The organism is Shinella sp. (assembly GCF_035998705.1).
GTDB lineage: Bacteria > Pseudomonadota > Alphaproteobacteria > Rhizobiales > Rhizobiaceae > Shinella.
Genome location: NZ_DASYHH010000008.1, coordinates 712,360 through 727,571, shown reverse-complemented (window position 1 = coordinate 727,571; position 15,212 = coordinate 712,360). Strand labels below are relative to the sequence as shown.

Below are 15,212 nucleotides of genomic sequence, written 5' to 3'. Positions count from 1 at the left end.
GGTCAACTGTTCGGGTGAAAACGCGACAAGGGGCAGCGGACCGTGCTCGGACACGGTCTTCTGAAGACCTGGGATGACAATGGTACGCTGCCCACCGCTCCATCATAACAAATCAGGCGGCACGCACAGATAAGGATGACGCGGAAGGGGACTAAATCTGTGAAAAGCCGGGGTGGAAACGCCCCGGCTTTTTTCATGCGGCGCGCAGGATGAAGTTCGAAAACCGCTTCTGCACGAAGGGCGAGACGAAGAAGACGATGGCGAACACCATGATCGGCGCGATGACCGCCGTGCGCTGCCAGATCGTCCAGCCTTCGGTGAGCGGCAGCACGATGTAGAGGATCGTCGTAATCAGCGGATAGACGGGGACCAGCATGGCGAGCGCGAAATGCAGTTTCGAGAGTTTGCGGGTGGGCGTGGTCATTGGGCGGAGCCTTTATAGAACGGAACGTTTCGTTTATATAGAAACGAAACGTTCCGTTCAAGTACCTTTCATGCTAGAAGACTGAAAAAAGGAAAAGGCAGATGACCGAGGCAGAGTTGAAGCCCGCCCGCCGCTCGATCGGCGCCACGCGCAATCCCGCGAGCCAGGAGGCGATCCTTTCGGCGGCGGAGGCGGTGCTGCTGGAAAACGGGCTCGCCGGCTTCTCCATCGAGGCGGTGGCGCGGCGTGCGCGCGCCGGCAAGCCGACGATCTATCGCTGGTGGCCGTCGCAGGCGGCCCTGCTGCTCGACGTCTACCACAGCCACAAGCGGATCAACTTCATCTTCCCCGACCGGGGCAATATCCGCGACGACCTGCGCGCCTATCTCTCCGGCATTCTGAAGACCTGGCGGGACGGCACGAGCGGCGAAGTCTTCCGCTGCGTGGTGGCAAGAGCGCAGGAGGAGCCGGCAGCGCTTGCCGCCCTCTCCGCCTATATGGCGGACCGCCGCTGCCAGAGCGGCAGGATCGTCGAGGCGGCGCAGAAGCGGGGCGAGGTCCGCCCGGACGTCAAAGCCGAACTCGTCACGGAAATCCTGTCGAGCTTCGCCTGGGGCCGGCTCTTGACCGAGCGGCTGGATGTCTCCGAAGCGGAGGTCGAGACCGTCGTCGATACGGTGCTTGGCGGCATCCTGGCGAAACCGGCGGCCTGAGAAGCCGTCAGTCCGCGGTGCGGACCAGCATCAGCTTGCCGTCGCCATCCTGCCGGGCGGCGACGCCCTCATAGCTGTTCAGCAAAGGATGGCTCGTTTCGATCGGGTGATGGTGCGTCGCGGTGATGACCGCGACACTGGCGCCGGCGCTCTCACCGGCAAGAATGCCCGCGGGCACGTCTTCGAAGACCAGGCAATCGGCCGGGTCGACGCCGAGGCGCTCGGCGCCCAGCCGGTAGCCATCCGGTGCAGGCTTGCCCTTCGTCACGTCGTCCGCCGTCACGATCACCTCGGGCAGCGGGATACCTGCGGCCGCAAGACGGCGGCGGGCGAGCGCCACGGGTGCGGAGGTGACGATACCCCAGCGACCGGCCGGCAGCGAGGTCAGGAAGGCGATCGCGCCGGGGATCGGGATGACGCCCTCGACGTCCTCCATCTCCTCGCGCTCGACCTCCTTGGCTTCTGCGAAGGGATCGACGCCGGGCAGGCCGAGGCGGGTGATCGTGTCGATGCCGCGCACGCCGTGCATGGTCGGCAGGAAGGTGGCGACGTCGAGGCCATGTTTCAGCGCCCACCGGGTCCACACCCGTTCTGTCGCCGGAATGGAATTGATGATCGTGCCATCCATGTCGAAGAGGAAGGCGGAAAACCGGCGATCGAAGACGGGACGTGCGGAAGAGGACAAGGCGAAAACCTGCGGGGGCTGGGAGGGGAGGATGCAACGCATGGGCGGGCTTTTCGATTACCCCCTTGCGCCCGCGCAGGCAACCGCCCTCACGCCATCGTGTGCGCAGTCCTTTGCATCGGTCCGGCAAAACCCTATCTAGGGGGCGAGCCGATGATCGACGCTCGATCTTTCTGTTGTTGCCGCATTTATGCGGCTCCAAGTGATTCCACTCGCGCAAAAAATGCTCTAGCTCTCACCCCATGCCGCACAAGGTTTCCCTCTCCCGCCTCAAGCTCACGGACTTCCGCAACTATGCGGGCCTGTCGCTGGCGCTCGACGGCCGGCATGTCGTGCTGACGGGCCAGAATGGGGCGGGCAAGACCAACCTCATGGAGGCGGTCTCCTTCCTCTCCCCAGGCCGGGGCCTGCGTCGGGCCGCCTATGGCGATGTCGTGCGCGCGGGGGCGGAGGGCGGCTTCTCCGTCTTCGCGACGCTCGACGGCATGCTGGACGAGGTGGATATCGGCACCGGCACGGAAGGCGGCGACGAAGGCCAGGCGCGAAAGCTGCGGCTGAACGGCACGCCGGCCCGAACCGTCGACGAGTTGCTCGATCACCTGCGCGTGCTCTGGCTGGCGCCCGCTATGGACGGTCTCTTCACCGGCCCCTCCGCCGATCGCCGCCGCTTCCTCGACCGGCTGGTGCTGTCGCTCGACCCCGAACATGGCCGCCGCGCGGCGGATTTCGAAAAGGCCATGCGCGGCCGCAACCGGCTGCTCTCCGAGCCGCGGCAGGATTCCGCCTGGCTGACGGCGCTGGAAAAGCAGATGGCCGAACTCGGTATCGCCATGGCCCATGCCCGCCACGAGCTCGTCGGCCTGATTTCCGGCCTCGTCGAGGCCGCGCGCGATGATGGTCCGTTCCCGTCCGCCACCATGCGGCTTTCCGGCTTCCTCGATGAGGAATGGCAGCGCCCTGCCTACGAGATCGAAGACATCTATCTCGGCATGCTGCGGGACGGCCGCTACCGCGACGCCGCCGCCGGCCGCACGCTGGACGGCCCGCACCGCGCCGATCTTTTGATCCGCCACCGCGAGAAGGACATGGAAGCCGAGCGCTGCTCGACGGGCGAGCAGAAGGCGCTGCTCGTCGGCCTCATCCTCGCCCATGCCGGCCTCGTCGCCAGCATGACCGGCCATGCACCGGTGCTGCTGCTGGATGAAATCGCCGCCCATCTCGACGAGGGCCGCCGCGCAGCCCTCTTCGACCGCGTCGATGCGCTCGGCGGCCAGTCTTTCATGACCGGCACCGACCGTGCGATGTTCGACGCGCTCGGCGACCGCGCCCAGTTTCTCACCGTCTCGAACGGAGGCATCGTGACATGACCGATCCACTCAGCCCTGAAGAGATCGACCGCTACCGCCGCCACATCGTGCTGGCCGAAGTCGGCGGCGCGGGTCAGCAGAAGCTCAAGCAGGCCAGTGTGCTGATCATCGGCGCCGGCGGCCTCGGCGCGCCGGTCATCCAGTACCTCTCCGCCGCCGGCATCGGCCATATCGGCGTGCTGGACGACGACACGGTCTCGCTCTCCAATCTCCAGCGCCAGGTGATCCACGACACGGCCGGCCTCGGCACGCCGAAGATCGCCAGCGCCGAAGCCGCCGTCGCCCGCCTCAACCCGCATGTGCGCTTCTCCGGCATCGCGCAGCGCCTGAGCGCGGACAATGCCGCTTCGTTGCTCGCCGGTTACGATATGCTCGTCGACGGCTCGGATAATTTCGACACGCGTTACGCTGCGGCGGACGCCGCGGAGGCCGCGCGCATCCCCCTCGTCACCGGCGCTGTCGGCCGGTTCGATGGCTCGCTGACCGTATTGAAACCCTATGAGGCCGGCCCGGACGGCACCCTCAACCCCGGCTACCGCGACCTCTTCCCCTCGGCCCCGCCCCCGGGCGTCGTGCCCGCCTGCGCCGAGGCCGGCATCGTCGGCGCGCTGACAGGCGTCGTCGGCACGCTGATGGCGATGGAGGTGATCAAGCTCGTCACCGGCGCCGGAGAGCCCCTGGTCGGCCGCCTGATGCTCTATGACGGGCTTGCTGCACGGTTCGAGACGCTGAAATACAAGCGCCGGAAGGCATCATAGTCGGAGAACGCCGCTCCCCCCTCTGGCCTGCCGGCCATCTCCCCCTCAAGGGGGGAGATCAGCAAGCGGCGGAGACACTCCTCAAGCAGTAGCCTCTGTAAAGGGCGAGACGTCGCTCCATCCGATCTCCCCCCTTGAGGGGGAGATGCCCGGCAGGGCAGAGGGGGGTGTCCGACTTAAACCCGCCCCGGCAGCACCCGATCCGGCGGGCGGTGGCCGTCGAAGAAGGTGCGGATGTTGATCACGACCTTCTCGCCCATGTCGATGCGGCCTTCGAGCGTCGCCGAACTCATATGCGGCAAAAGCACGACCTTGCCTTCGCTGGCGAGCTTCAGGAGCTTCGGATTGACTGCCGGTTCGTTTTCGAACACGTCGAGGCCGGCGCCGGCGATCTTGCCTTCGCGCAGGCATTTGATCAGCGCCGTCTCGTCGATGATGCCGCCGCGCGCGGTGTTGACGATATAGCTCGTCGGCTGCATCAGCTCCAGCCTGCGGGCCGAAAGCAGATGGAAGGTCGCGGGCGTCGAGGGGCAGTTGACCGAGACGATGTCGACGCGGGCGAGCATCTGGTCGAGGCTGTCCCAATAGGTCGCTTCCAACGCGTCTTCCGTATCCGGGCGCACGCGATGGCGGTTGTGGTAGTGGATGGAGAGGCCGAAGGCCTTGGCGCGCCGTGCGACGGCCGTGCCGATGCGGCCCATGCCGACGATGCCGAGGCGTTTTCCCCAGATGCGGCGGCCAAGCATCCAGGTCGGCGACCAGCCTGCCCATTCGCCCTTGCGGTCCGTCAGGATGCGCGCACCTTCGGCAAGCCTTCGAGGGGCGGCGAGGATCAGCGCCATCGTCATGTCGGCCGTGTCCTCGGTCAGGACGTTCGGCGTGTTGGTGATGGTGATGCCGCGCTTGGCGGCGGCCTCGACGTCGACATTGTCGACGCCGTTGGAGAAGCAGGCGATCAGCTTGAGCTGCGGCCCCGCCTGTTCGATGAGCGCCGCGTCGATCCGGTCGGTCAGCGTCGGCACGAGAACGTCGGCCGATTTCACGGCGGCGACCAGTTCGGGCTGGGTGCGCGGCGTATCGTCTACGTTGAGTTCCGCGTCGAACAGTTCGCGCATTCGGGTCTCGACGACCTCGGGCAGGCGGCGGGTGATGTAGACCTTCGGTTTTTTCTTCTGGGTCATGGGCTGTTCCGGCGTCCTGTTGACGGGTCCTTAACCAAGTTGGGCAAGGATTGCTTCATCAGGGGCATTTTCTACCAGACCCGGTCGCGAAGACAATCCGCCCTCTTGGCGGTCCCCGCGATTTGCCACGTCGCGCCGGCAAGGCAGCCTGATGCCCTCTACAGTTTCGAACGGATTTTCCATGCGTAACCTCGTCGTCCGTCTCAGCCTTGCTGCCCTTGCCGGCGTCATCGTGTCGGTCGCCGGCCTCTCGCTTGCCCATGCCCAGGCGGCCAAGGGCCCGAGCGGCCTGCCGCTGCCGCGCTTCGTCAGCCTCAAGGCCAAGAGCGTCAATCTCCGCGTCGGCCCGAGCGTCGATTATGCCGTCGCCTGGCGTTATCTCAAGTCCGGCGTGCCGGTCGAAATCATCCAGGAATACGACAACTGGCGCCGCGTGCGCGATGCCGACGGCACGGAAGGCTGGGTCAACCAGGCGCTGCTGTCGGGCGAGCGCACCGCCGTGACGGCACCCTGGATGCGCGGCAAGGGCGAGGACATCTATGTCAACATGCGCCGCGAGGCTTTGGCCAACAGCTCGCTCGTCGCCAAGATCCAGCCGGGCGTCGTCGTCAAGGTCGGCGAATGCAACGGCGACTGGTGCCGCGCCGAAGTCGACGGCACGGCAGGCTGGGTCTCGCAAAACGAGATCTGGGGCGCCTATCCCGGCGAAGCCTTCAAATAAGGCCGGCCTTGCGGGCTTCCTCTTCCAGTGAAAGCAGCGGCCGGGGGCCGACCTGCTGGATGACGAGGCCGGCGGCAAGGCTGCCGAGCTTGCCGCAATCGGCAAGCGAGCGCCCCGCCGTATAACCATAGAGGAAGCCGGCGGCGTAGAGATCGCCGGCACCCGTCGTGTCGACGACGGCAGGAATGCTGATCGCCTCCACCCTGGTGCGCTCGCCCTTGGTCAGCACGATCGAGCCTTCTTCGCTCATCGTCACCGCCGCCAGCCGGCAATCCTGCGCGATGCGCGTCAGGGCTTCCTCGAAATCCTCCGTCTCGTAGAGCGCCAGCGCTTCCGCCTTGTTGGCAAAGACGATGTCGACGGTGCCGGAGCGCATGAGATCGAGGAATTCGCCGCGGTAGCGGTGGACGCAGAAACTGTCGGACAGCGTCATCGACACGTCGCGACCATGGGCATGCGCGATGCGGGCGCATTCGCGGATCGCATCCTTGGCGCGCGGCGGGTCCCAGAGATAGCCCTCGAAATAGGTGACCTTGGCCTCGGCGACGACATGCTCTTCCACGTCTTCCGGCCCGAGCTCGACGCAGGCGCCGAGATAGGTGTTCATCGAGCGCTCGCCGTCGGGTGTGACGAAAATCATCGAGCGGGCGGTCGGCGGGGTGCCTTCGAGCGGTTTCGTCTCGAAATGCACGCCCTGGGCGCGGATGTCGTGGATGAAGATCTCGCCGAGCTGGTCATCGGCGACCTTGCCGAAATAGGCGGCGCGTCCGCCGAAGCTCGCGACACCGGAGGCGGTGTTGCCGGCGCTGCCGCCGGAGGCTTCGAGCGCAGGCCCCATGCGGGAATAGAGCAGTTCCGCCCGATCGGTGTCGATCAGGTTCATCGCCCCCTTGATGATGCCGTTGTCCGTGATGAAGTCCTCATCGCAGCGCGCGATGATGTCGACGATGGCATTGCCGACCGTCAGCACGTCGAATTTGGTCATTCGGGATTCCCGTATAAATTGGTAAGAGCCGGGATTTGGTCTTAACGGTTTTTGCGGAGTTTGAAAGAAAAAAGCCGCCCGGCCGTTTCCGGCGGGCGGCTTTGATGTCCGCAAGCGCGGATCAATCCTTGGCGCGTTCCACGTAGGAGCCGTCTTCCGTGGCGATGACGACGCGCGTGCCGGCGGAAATATGCGGCGGAACCAGCGTGCGGATGCCGTTCGACAGGATCGCCGGCTTGTAGGAGGACGACGCGGTCTGGCCCTTGACGACCGGTTCGGTCTCCATGATCTCGAGCGTGACGTGGCGCGGCAGGTCGATGGCAATAGCCACGCCTTCATGCACCGAAAGGATGACCGTCATGCCTTCCTGGAGATAGGCCTTCAGGTCGCCGATGTCCTCGTGGGACATGGTGAGCTGGTCGTAGCTCTCCGGATTCATGAAGTGGTAGCCGTCGCCGTCCTCATAGAGGAAATTGTGCTCGCGATCCTCGACGAAGGCGCGTTCGACCTGCTCGGTCGTGCGGTAGCGCTCGGAGACCTTCACGCCGTCGGAGATGCGGCGCATGTCGACCTGGGTGACCGGCGTGCCCTTGCCCGGGTGGAAGTTCTGCGCCGTCAGCACGACATAGAGCTTGCCGTCGACGTCGAGGACATTGCCCTTGCGGACGGAAGAGGCGATGATCTTTACCATAAGTCTTCCTTGTAACTGGATGGAGCGCGTCGTAGAGGACCGCCTTGAGACGTCTTCCCCGCGCGCTGAAAAGCGTATTCGGGCCGCAACTATCCTATATTCCGGCAAAAGACCAGTCTGTCCGCCGGCATGGCCGAAGAAACCTGTCACATGAGTGTAGCAAGCCAAAAACCCTCGCCCTGGTGGACGCCCGACGTGCACGCCGACCGCCGGCCGTTCCTGATGGCGCGGGGTCGCATCCAGGCGGCGCTGCGCGGCTGGTTTGCCGCGCGTGATTTCGTCGAGGTGGATACGGCGACGCTGCAGGTCTCGCCCGGCAACGAGGCGCATCTGCACGCCTTCGAGACCGCCGCGATCGGCCATTCGGGCACGAAGACGCCGCTCTACCTGCACACCTCGCCGGAATTCGCCTGCAAGAAGCTGCTGGCCGCCGGTGAAACGCGCATCGCCTGCTTTGCCCATGTCTATCGCAACCGCGAGCGCGGGCCGCTGCACCATCCGGAATTCACCATGTTGGAATGGTATCGGACGGGCGAAGCCTATGACGTGTTGATGGCGGATTGCGCGGAGATGCTCGCGCTTGCCGCCGAGGTCACCGGCGCATCGGCGCTCGTCTATCGCGGCGCCACCTGCGATCCGGCGCTTGCACCGGAACGGTTGACGGTGGCGGATGCTTTCCGGCGCCATGCGGGCATCGACCTGCTCGCCTCGATCGATCCGGACGGCTCGACCGACCGGGAGCGCCTTGCCGCTGCCATGCGTGCCGCCGGCCTGCGCGTGGCGGAGGACGACACCTGGGCCGATCTTTTCAGCCGCGTGCTGGTGGAGAAGGTGGAACCCGAACTCGGCTTCGGCCGCGCTACCATCCTGTGCGAATATCCGGTCGCCGAAGCAGCCCTTGCCCGCCCCGCGCCGCACGACCGGCGCGTCGCCGAGCGGTTCGAGCTCTATGCCTGCGGCGTGGAACTCGCCAATGCCTTCGGCGAACTGACGGATGCCGCCGAACAGCGCCGGCGCTTCGAGCTGGAAATGGCGGAAAAGGCGCGTGTCTACGGCGAGACCTATCCGCTCGACGAGGATTTTCTCGCCGCCCTTGCCCTCATGCCGGAAGCAAGCGGCATTGCGCTCGGCTTCGACCGGCTGGTCATGCTGGCAACGGGGGCGTCGCGCATCGACCAGGTCATCTGGGCGCCCGTCGCGGAGACGGCGCCATGACGGCAGCACGAAGCCTGACGACGGTCGCCGAATTTTTCGAGGCCGGACTTGTTGCGGAGGAGAAGCGCGCGGAAGCGCGTGCCGTCGCCGAACGCTACACCGTCGCGATTACCCCGTCGCTCGCCGCGCTGATCGATCGCGACGACCCGCTCGATCCGATCGCCCGGCAGTTCGTGCCCGATGCGGCCGAACTCGTAACCCTGCCGGAGGAGCGCGCCGACCCGATCGGCGATCTCGCGCACAGTCCCGTCGAGGGCATCGTGCACCGCTATCCCGACCGCGTGCTGCTCAAGGCCGTGCATGTCTGCCCGGTCTATTGCCGCTTCTGCTTCCGCCGCGAAATGGTCGGGCCGGAGGGCCTCGGCACGCTGTCGCCCGCCGCGCTCGATGCGGCGATCGCCTATATCGCCGAACGGCCGGGGATCTGGGAGGTCATCCTGACGGGTGGCGATCCGCTCGTGCTCTCGCCGCGCCGCCTCACCGCCATCATGGAGCGGCTGGCGACAATCCCGCATGTGAAGATCGTGCGCTTCCACACCCGCGTGCCGGCGGTCGATCCGGCCCGGGTGGATGCCGCCCTCGTCGCGGCGCTGAAGGCCTCCGGCAAGACGACCTATGTGGCGCTCCACGCCAACCATCCCCGCGAATTCACCACTGAAGCCCGCGCCGCCATCGCCCGCATCGTCGATGCCGGCTTGGTGATGATCAGCCAGACGGTGCTGCTGAAGGGTGTCAACGACGATGCGGGGGTGCTGGCGGAGCTGATGCGGACCTTCGTCGAGAACCGCATAAAACCCTATTACCTGCATCATCCCGACCTGGCGCCGGGCACCTCGCATTTCCGCCTGACGCTCGCCGAGGGCAGGGCGCTGGTCGAAAGCCTGCGCGGCCGCGTCTCCGGCCTCTGCCAGCCGAGCTACATCCTCGATATTCCGGGCGGACACGGCAAGGTCCGGGCGGATTCGCGCGCCGTCGAAGAGGCGGACGACGGCTGTTTTCGCGTGCGCGATTTCCGTGGCGAGACACATCTCTATCCGCCGGAAGACGGCGGGGCGTAAGCTCGTCGCGGAGCTTTTTGCGCGGACGCTTCTCCACTTTCAACGTCATCCTCGGGCTTGACCCGAGGATCCAAGTGGCACCCGTGGCGTGGATGGTCGGGTCAGGCCCGACCATGACGGAGGGGAGGTTAGGCGCGCTGCCGATCCAGCGTCAGCCGCGTCTCAAAACTCTTCCCAGTCCCCGTCACTGCCCTTTTCCTGCCGGACGCCGAGCGCGCCGGCCAGCTTTTCGCTGAGCGCGAGCGCCGGCGAGCCGACCGGGCGCGAGGCCGTGTTGGCCGGCTTGACGTTCCATTGGCCGGGCGACTTGCGGGCGACCGTTGGGGCCGGGGCAGGGGCGGGCGCGGAGGGCACGATGTGGAGATGCGGGGCGTGCACGGTGCGGCTGGCGGCGGCGCTGCCGCCGACATTGAAGCGGCCGATCAGCGCGTTCAGCGCCTGCACTTCGGAGGCGAGGCCGTGGCTTGCCGCCGTCGTCTCCTCGACCATCGCGGCATTCTTCTGCGTGCCCTGGTCCATGGTGTTGACGGCGGTGTTGATTTCCTGAAGCCCGGTCGACTGCTCGCGCGCGGCCTCGACGATGGCTGCGACGTGGCTGTTGATCTCCTGCACCTCGGTGACGATCGTCTGGAGCGAGCGTCCGGTATCGCCGACCAGCGACACGCCGGTGCGCACCTGCTCGCCGGACGTGGTGATCAGCGCCTTGATCTCCTTGGCGGCCTTGGCCGAGCGCTGGGCGAGCTCCCGCACCTCCTGCGCCACGACCGCAAAGCCCTTGCCGGCCTCGCCCGCCCGCGCCGCTTCCACGCCGGCGTTGAGCGCCAGAAGATTGGTCTGGAAGGCGATGTCGTCGATCACGCCGATGATGTTGGTGATCTCGCTCGACGACTTTTCGATCTCCTGCATGGCCGAAACCGCGCGGCGCACGATCTCGCCGGATTTTTCGGCGCCGGAGCGCGTGCGGGCAACGAGCTGGCCGGCCTCTTCCGCCCGCCGGGTCGAATCCTTGACCGTGGTGGTAATTTCTTCGAGTGCTGCCGCCGTCTCCTCGACGGAGGCCGCCTGCTGCTCGGTGCGGCGCGAGAGATCGTCGGCGGCGGCGCGGATCTGGCTGGCGCCGGCATCGATCGCCCTTGCATTCTCGCCGACCTCGCGCAACGCCTCGCTGAGGTGGGAGACGGAGGCGTTGAAATCCTCGCGCAACCGCTCCAGGTCGCCGTCGAAGGGTTTTTCGATGCGGCAGGTCATGTCGCCGCCGGCAAGCCTGCCGAGCGCGTCGGCAAGGCTCGCGACTGCTTCCTGCACGCGGCCGCTGTCGCGGGTGCGCTCGGCGTCGCGGGCCTGGCGCTCGCCATCGGCGCGGCGGCGGTCGTCCTCGCCCTGGCGCTCCAGGCGCTGGCGCTCGGCGGCATTGTCGCGGAAGATCGCGACGGTGCCGGCCATCTCGCCGATCTCGTCGGTGCGGTCGGCGTGCGGTATGGTGACGGCCGTGTCGCCGCCGGCCAGCCGCTTCATCGCGGCGCCGAGGCCGTTCAGCGGTTTGACCACGCGGCGGTTGACCAGGAAGATCGCGGCGATCGCAAGGCCCATGGAAATGGCAAGCGACGCCCAGGTGAGCGCGAAGGCGGACCCCTCTTCGCCGCGCGCCGAAAGGATCGTCTCTTCCGTCACCTTCTGGGTGCTGGCGACGAGGTCGTTGAGGGCGGCGGTGATCGCGTCGGCACTCGCCTGCATCGGCCCCTTGTAGACCTCCAGCGCCGGCCCCTTGGCCGCGATGGCGGAGAACTGGATGAGTTTGGCGGAATCGTCGATATAGGTCTTCAGCGTCGCCTTGATGCCGTCGATTTCGGCCGTCGCAGCCGGGTCCGCGCTGTTGGCGGCGCCGTAGCTGTCGACCATGCCGGAGAACGCGTCGGCCCGCTCCTTGATGCGCGCCTCGATGCGGACGATCTCGTCCGGGTCCATCGACAGGAGATGCTCGGAATAAGTGGCGTTGAGCTCCGAGAAGGCGTGGCTCAATTGCAGGATGCTGCTCATCTGCGGCATGCGGTCCGTGCCGATGCGCTCGATATGGCCGGTCATCGTCGAGAGCGAGCGGAAGGCGACGGCGCCTTGCAGCGCGCCCAGCACGACCATGAGGACGAAGAGCGCGGGCAGGAGCCTGCTGATCCGGACGTTGCGCATGACGGTTCCCTGATTTTCTTGAGGCGCACGGCTGCGTGCGTGTGGGCGAGAGTCTAGGAGCGGTCGTTTAACGTGGGCTTAATGGGCCGCCCTGATCTCCTGCCTTGCCGCCCGCTTTTCCACACCCTACATGCGAGACGAACAGGAGTTTTTCGATGATCCTTCACGCTGCCCGGCTCTCGCTCGCCAATCTCTTCGCCCCGGAGACGCGCGGCGTGTTCTGGAAGGTCATCGGGCTCACCGTCCTTGCCCTCGTCGTCCTCTGGTTCGGCCTGCGCGAAACCTTCGTCGCTTTCGCCTGGCCCTGGCTGCAGGGCGCCGTCATGCCGGACCTGCCGGAATGGGCGGGCTGGCTCACCTTCGTCTTCGGCATCATCGCGAGCCTCGGCCTGGCGCTGGGTCTTGCGCTGCTGCTCGCACCCGTCACGGCCATCATCGCCGGCTTCTTCCTCGACGACGTCGCCGAGGTCATCGAGAAGCGCGATTATCCGGCAGAACCGCCGGGCACGGCGCTGCCGCTCGGCCAGGCGATCTCGGGCTCGATCAAGTTTCTGGGCATCGTCATCCTCGGCAACCTGATCGCGCTGTTCCTGCTGTTCATTCCGGGCGTCAACCTTGTCGCCTTCTTCCTGGTCAACGGCTACCTGCTCGGCCGGGAATTCTTCGAGTTCGCGGCGATGCGCTACCGCACGCCCGCGGAGGCGCGGCTGTTTCGGGCCAAACACGCCTCCACGGTGCTGCTCGCCGGCCTGCTCGTCGCGGCCTTCCTGGCCATCCCCATCGTCAACCTGCTGACGCCGCTGTTTGCCGCCGGCCTCATGGTGCATCTGCACAAGGCGCTGAGCCGCAAGGACCCCGGCTTCTCACTGCGGCAGAACTGACGCGTCGTAGAGCGCGATATATTCGCCCTTCGGCGGGATCGGCTTGATGACGTCGATCAGCACGCCGTTCGGATCGGCGGTGATGAAATGGCGCTGGCCGAAATCCTCGTCGCGGATGTCGAGCAGGATCGGAAGGTCGGCGGCGCGCAGGGCATCATAGACCGCGTCGACATCCTCCACCTCGAAGTTCAGGAGCAGGCCCGAGACCTTGCCGCGGCCCGCGGCGGGGATCGTCGCGTGGCTGCCGTCGAGCACGGCAAGCGTCACCTTCTCGTCCTCGCGCGACTGGAGATGGATGTACCAGCCGCTGTCGAACAGCGCCTCGAAGCGGAAATGCTTTTCATAGAAGGCGGCGGTGCCGGCGACGTCGTCGGTCATTATCACGGGATAGTAGCTGGTCGTTTTCATCTCTTTCCCTTTCGTGAAAATAAACATACAGTCTGCATGTTTCTATCAATTAACATACAGACAGTTTGTATGTAAAGGCAAAAAATGGCACGCAGCAACAAGGAACGCACGGAGGCCACGCGCCTCGCTCTGATCGAGGCCGCGCGGCGGCTTTTCGTGGAGAAGGGCTATGCGGAGACGGCGACGCCGGACATCGTGGCGGAGGCCGGCGTGACGCGCGGCGCGCTCTACCACCATTTCGAGGACAAGAAGGCGCTGTTCCGCGCCGTGCTGGAGCGGGAAGGCGAGGCGGTGGCCGCCCATATCGAGAGCGTCGCGCTGGAGGGGGCATCGCCCCGCGCGGCGCTGCTCCTCGGCGCATCCGCCTATTTCGATGCTATGGCGACACCCGGCCGCACGCGGCTTCTCCTCTTGGAAGCGCCGGCCGTGCTGGGCCTCGAAAGCGTCGTGGCGATCGACCGGGAGAATGCCGAGGGCACGCTGAGGGCCGGGCTTGCGGATTTCCTCGGCGCGGGCGCGAATGCGGCAACGCTTGAAGCGCTGACGGAAATGCTCTCCGCCGCCTTCGACCGCGCGGCGATCGCCATCGAGACCGGCGCGGACCGCAAGACCTACGAAGGTGCGATCGCCGATCTCATCGACGGGCTCGTCAGGGAGTAGGGCCGAAAAGCTGCGGCGGCAGCTCCACCAGCGGCGCCGGCACGTCGCAGGTCTTTTCCGGCGACTTGCAGAGATCGGCGATGACGCAGCGCTCGCATTCCGGCTTGCGCGCCTTGCAACAGTACCGCCCGTGCAGGATCAGCCAATGGTGGGCGTGGTAGAGATATTCGTCCGGGATGATGCGGATCAGCCGGTCCTCCACCTCGTCCGGCGTCTTGCCTGGCGCCAGCAGCAGCCGGTTGGCGATGCGGAAGATGTGGGTGTCGACCGCCATCGTCGCCTGCCCGAAGGCCATGGAGAGCACGACATTCGCCGTCTTGCGCCCGACGCCCGGCAGCAGGATCAGCTCTTCCCTCGTGCGCGGCACCTCGCTGCCGAAGCGCTCCACGAGCATCTGGCTGAGCGCAATGACGTTCTTCGCCTTGTTGCGGTAGAGCCCGATGGTGCGGATGTAGTCGCGCACTTTCTCCTCGCCGAGATCGAGCATCTTTTCCGGCGTGTCGGCCACCTGGAAGAGCGCGCGCGTCGCCTTGTTGACGCCGGCGTCGGTCGCCTGCGCGGAAAGGGCGACGGCGACGACGAGCGTGAAGGGATTGACGTGCTCAAGCTCGCCCTTCGGCTCCGGCCGCTGGATGGAGAAGCGGCGGAAGATTTCGCTCAGTTCATCGTGCGAATACACGCTCTTCGGCCGCGCTGCCGCCTTGCGACGTTGCGGAGCGTTTCCGGCACTCTTTTTTGTCTTCACGTTTTCCATGATGCTTCTATAGTCATGCGCCATGACGCAAGGCAACGCCGACATGACGATGAACGAGCGCCCGGTCTTCTCCGCGGAGCTCCACCCCTACCGCTCGCTCGGGCGCAATGGGCATAGGATCTTTTTTATCATCGCCGGCGCGATGTGCCTCGCCCATATGGCCGTCTTCCTGATCTCGGGCGCCTGGCCGGTCGTCCTGTTCTTCGGCCTGGATTTCGTGATCCTGTTCGGCGCCTTCTGGCTGAACAACCGGGCGGCGAAGGCCCGCGAGGTCGTCTCGCTGTCGCGCACCAACATCTCGATCCGCAAGATCAGCCCGTCGGGCCGCGAGACCGAACATGTCTTCAACCCGTTCTGGGCGCGTTTCCTCGTCTCGCGCAAGGCGAAGATCGGCATCACCGCCATGCATGTGCGCGGCAACGGCCGCGAAACCGACGTCGGCACCTTCCTGCCGCCCGACGATCGCGAGCGCTTCGCCACCGCCTTTTCCGGGGCGTTGGCGCGGGTGAAACGCGGTTACTGACCCA

The 15,212-nt window shown here is 66.1% G+C and carries 17 protein-coding genes; 9 read left to right on the top strand and 8 right to left on the bottom strand.

The window, feature by feature from the left end; translation table 11 throughout:
* Window positions 1–193: 193 nt before the first annotated feature.
* A complete protein-coding gene (locus VGN93_RS06620; protein ID WP_319322935.1) occupies window positions 194–424 on the bottom strand; it encodes a hypothetical protein in 231 nt (76 codons plus the stop codon).
* 101 nt (window positions 425–525) lie between these two features.
* Between VGN93_RS06620 and VGN93_RS06615 the strand changes: the two genes are divergently transcribed.
* Entirely contained in the window at window positions 526–1,137 is a 612-nt protein-coding gene (locus VGN93_RS06615) for a TetR/AcrR family transcriptional regulator (RefSeq protein WP_327506828.1), read from the top strand.
* A 7-nt stretch (window positions 1,138–1,144) separates the two neighbouring features.
* Here VGN93_RS06615 and VGN93_RS06610 read toward each other — a convergent pair whose 3' ends face one another.
* On the bottom strand, window positions 1,145–1,822 hold the full coding sequence (locus VGN93_RS06610; RefSeq protein WP_327506827.1) for an HAD-IA family hydrolase: 678 nt from the start codon (window positions 1,820–1,822) through the stop codon (window positions 1,145–1,147).
* Window positions 1,823–2,064: 242 nt separating this feature from the next.
* Here VGN93_RS06610 and recF point away from each other — a divergent pair, with 242 nt between their 5' ends.
* Window positions 2,065–3,189, top strand: a complete 1,125-nt coding sequence (gene recF / locus VGN93_RS06605; RefSeq protein ID WP_327506826.1) for a DNA replication/repair protein RecF — start codon at window positions 2,065–2,067, stop codon at window positions 3,187–3,189.
* On the top strand, window positions 3,186–3,947 hold the full coding sequence (gene moeB, locus VGN93_RS06600) for a molybdopterin-synthase adenylyltransferase MoeB (RefSeq protein WP_327506825.1): 762 nt from the start codon (window positions 3,186–3,188) through the stop codon (window positions 3,945–3,947). The genes recF and moeB overlap by 4 nt, the downstream gene beginning before the upstream one ends.
* A 176-nt stretch (window positions 3,948–4,123) precedes the next feature.
* Here the strand turns inward: moeB and VGN93_RS06595 are convergent, their stop codons facing one another.
* Window positions 4,124–5,128 (bottom strand): D-glycerate dehydrogenase, encoded by a 1,005-nt coding sequence (locus VGN93_RS06595; RefSeq protein WP_327506824.1) that lies wholly within the window; start codon window positions 5,126–5,128, stop codon window positions 4,124–4,126.
* 181 nt (window positions 5,129–5,309) lie between these two features.
* Here VGN93_RS06595 and VGN93_RS06590 point away from each other — a divergent pair, with 181 nt between their 5' ends.
* Window positions 5,310–5,849 carry an SH3 domain-containing protein gene (locus VGN93_RS06590; RefSeq protein ID WP_256118341.1) on the top strand — a complete coding sequence of 180 codons (540 nt, stop codon included), beginning with the start codon at window positions 5,310–5,312 and terminating at the stop codon, window positions 5,847–5,849.
* Here the strand turns inward: VGN93_RS06590 and VGN93_RS06585 are convergent.
* Both VGN93_RS06585 and efp read right to left on the bottom strand, forming a co-directional pair.
* Window positions 5,842–6,834, bottom strand: a complete 993-nt coding sequence (locus tag VGN93_RS06585) for an adenosine kinase (RefSeq protein WP_319322923.1) — start codon at window positions 6,832–6,834, stop codon at window positions 5,842–5,844. The two genes, VGN93_RS06590 and VGN93_RS06585, sit on opposite strands and share 8 nt — an antisense overlap.
* A gap of 121 nt (window positions 6,835–6,955) precedes the next feature.
* Window positions 6,956–7,525: an elongation factor P gene (efp, locus tag VGN93_RS06580; RefSeq protein ID WP_319322921.1), complete on the bottom strand. Its 570-nt coding sequence runs from the start codon at window positions 7,523–7,525 to the stop codon at window positions 6,956–6,958.
* Window positions 7,526–7,675: 150 nt separating this feature from the next.
* On the opposite strand from efp, the gene epmA reads away from it, so the two are divergent.
* Window positions 7,676–8,740 carry an EF-P lysine aminoacylase EpmA gene (gene epmA / locus VGN93_RS06575; RefSeq protein ID WP_327506823.1) on the top strand — a complete coding sequence of 355 codons (1,065 nt, stop codon included), beginning with the start codon at window positions 7,676–7,678 and terminating at the stop codon, window positions 8,738–8,740.
* Complete coding sequence (locus VGN93_RS06570) at window positions 8,737–9,798, top strand: lysine-2,3-aminomutase-like protein (protein WP_327506822.1); 1,062 nt, start codon at window positions 8,737–8,739, stop codon at window positions 9,796–9,798. Before epmA ends, VGN93_RS06570 begins: the two co-directional genes overlap by 4 nt.
* Before the next feature lie 162 nt (window positions 9,799–9,960).
* Here the strand turns inward: VGN93_RS06570 and VGN93_RS06565 are convergent, their stop codons facing one another.
* Window positions 9,961–11,982, bottom strand: coding sequence for a HAMP domain-containing methyl-accepting chemotaxis protein (locus tag VGN93_RS06565; RefSeq protein ID WP_327506821.1), 2,022 nt, complete (start codon window positions 11,980–11,982; stop codon window positions 9,961–9,963).
* Window positions 11,983–12,137: 155 nt separating this feature from the next.
* Between VGN93_RS06565 and VGN93_RS06560 the strand changes: the two genes are divergently transcribed.
* The gene (locus VGN93_RS06560) at window positions 12,138–12,863 is read left to right on the top strand and encodes a sulfate transporter family protein (protein ID WP_327506820.1); all 726 of its coding nucleotides are present in this window, start codon (window positions 12,138–12,140) and stop codon (window positions 12,861–12,863) included.
* Here VGN93_RS06560 and VGN93_RS06555 read toward each other — a convergent pair.
* Window positions 12,846–13,271 carry a VOC family protein gene (locus VGN93_RS06555; RefSeq protein ID WP_327506819.1) on the bottom strand — a complete coding sequence of 142 codons (426 nt, stop codon included), beginning with the start codon at window positions 13,269–13,271 and terminating at the stop codon, window positions 12,846–12,848. The genes VGN93_RS06560 and VGN93_RS06555 overlap by 18 nt on opposite strands.
* A gap of 84 nt (window positions 13,272–13,355) precedes the next feature.
* Here VGN93_RS06555 and VGN93_RS06550 point away from each other — a divergent pair, with 84 nt between their 5' ends.
* Window positions 13,356–13,931, top strand: a complete 576-nt coding sequence (locus VGN93_RS06550; protein ID WP_327506818.1) for a TetR/AcrR family transcriptional regulator — start codon at window positions 13,356–13,358, stop codon at window positions 13,929–13,931.
* Here the strand turns inward: VGN93_RS06550 and nth are convergent.
* Window positions 13,921–14,709, bottom strand: coding sequence for an endonuclease III (gene nth / locus VGN93_RS06545; RefSeq protein ID WP_414714040.1), 789 nt, complete (start codon window positions 14,707–14,709; stop codon window positions 13,921–13,923). The genes VGN93_RS06550 and nth overlap by 11 nt on opposite strands.
* Between nth and VGN93_RS06540 the strand changes: the two genes are divergently transcribed.
* Window positions 14,708–15,208 carry a DUF2244 domain-containing protein gene (locus VGN93_RS06540; protein WP_327506816.1) on the top strand — a complete coding sequence of 167 codons (501 nt, stop codon included), beginning with the start codon at window positions 14,708–14,710 and terminating at the stop codon, window positions 15,206–15,208. The genes nth and VGN93_RS06540 overlap by 2 nt on opposite strands.
* The last annotated feature ends 4 nt before the right edge of the window (window positions 15,209–15,212 follow it).

Bases quoted from the DNA above. Each gene is read 5' to 3' on its own strand.
- epmA (WP_327506823.1), top strand. From the start codon at position 7,676: ATGAGTGTAGCAAGCCAAAAACCCTCGCCCTGGTGGACGCCCGACGTG.
- VGN93_RS06590 (WP_256118341.1), top strand. From the start codon at position 5,310: ATGCGTAACCTCGTCGTCCGTCTCAGCCTTGCTGCCCTTGCCGGCGTC.
- VGN93_RS06540 (WP_327506816.1), top strand. From the start codon at position 14,708: ATGACGCAAGGCAACGCCGACATGACGATGAACGAGCGCCCGGTCTTC.
- VGN93_RS06555 (WP_327506819.1), bottom strand. From the start codon at position 13,271: ATGAAAACGACCAGCTACTATCCCGTGATAATGACCGACGACGTCGCC.
- VGN93_RS06570 (WP_327506822.1), top strand. From the start codon at position 8,737: ATGACGGCAGCACGAAGCCTGACGACGGTCGCCGAATTTTTCGAGGCC.
- VGN93_RS06550 (WP_327506818.1), top strand. From the start codon at position 13,356: ATGGCACGCAGCAACAAGGAACGCACGGAGGCCACGCGCCTCGCTCTG.
- VGN93_RS06595 (WP_327506824.1), bottom strand. From the start codon at position 5,128: ATGACCCAGAAGAAAAAACCGAAGGTCTACATCACCCGCCGCCTGCCC.
- VGN93_RS06565 (WP_327506821.1), bottom strand. From the start codon at position 11,982: ATGCGCAACGTCCGGATCAGCAGGCTCCTGCCCGCGCTCTTCGTCCTC.
- VGN93_RS06615 (WP_327506828.1), top strand. From the start codon at position 526: ATGACCGAGGCAGAGTTGAAGCCCGCCCGCCGCTCGATCGGCGCCACG.
- VGN93_RS06585 (WP_319322923.1), bottom strand. From the start codon at position 6,834: ATGACCAAATTCGACGTGCTGACGGTCGGCAATGCCATCGTCGACATC.
- efp (WP_319322921.1), bottom strand. From the start codon at position 7,525: ATGGTAAAGATCATCGCCTCTTCCGTCCGCAAGGGCAATGTCCTCGAC.
- moeB (WP_327506825.1), top strand. From the start codon at position 3,186: ATGACCGATCCACTCAGCCCTGAAGAGATCGACCGCTACCGCCGCCAC.
- VGN93_RS06560 (WP_327506820.1), top strand. From the start codon at position 12,138: ATGATCCTTCACGCTGCCCGGCTCTCGCTCGCCAATCTCTTCGCCCCG.
- VGN93_RS06620 (WP_319322935.1), bottom strand. From the start codon at position 424: ATGACCACGCCCACCCGCAAACTCTCGAAACTGCATTTCGCGCTCGCC.
- nth (WP_414714040.1), bottom strand. From the start codon at position 14,709: ATGGCGCATGACTATAGAAGCATCATGGAAAACGTGAAGACAAAAAAG.
- recF (WP_327506826.1), top strand. From the start codon at position 2,065: ATGCCGCACAAGGTTTCCCTCTCCCGCCTCAAGCTCACGGACTTCCGC.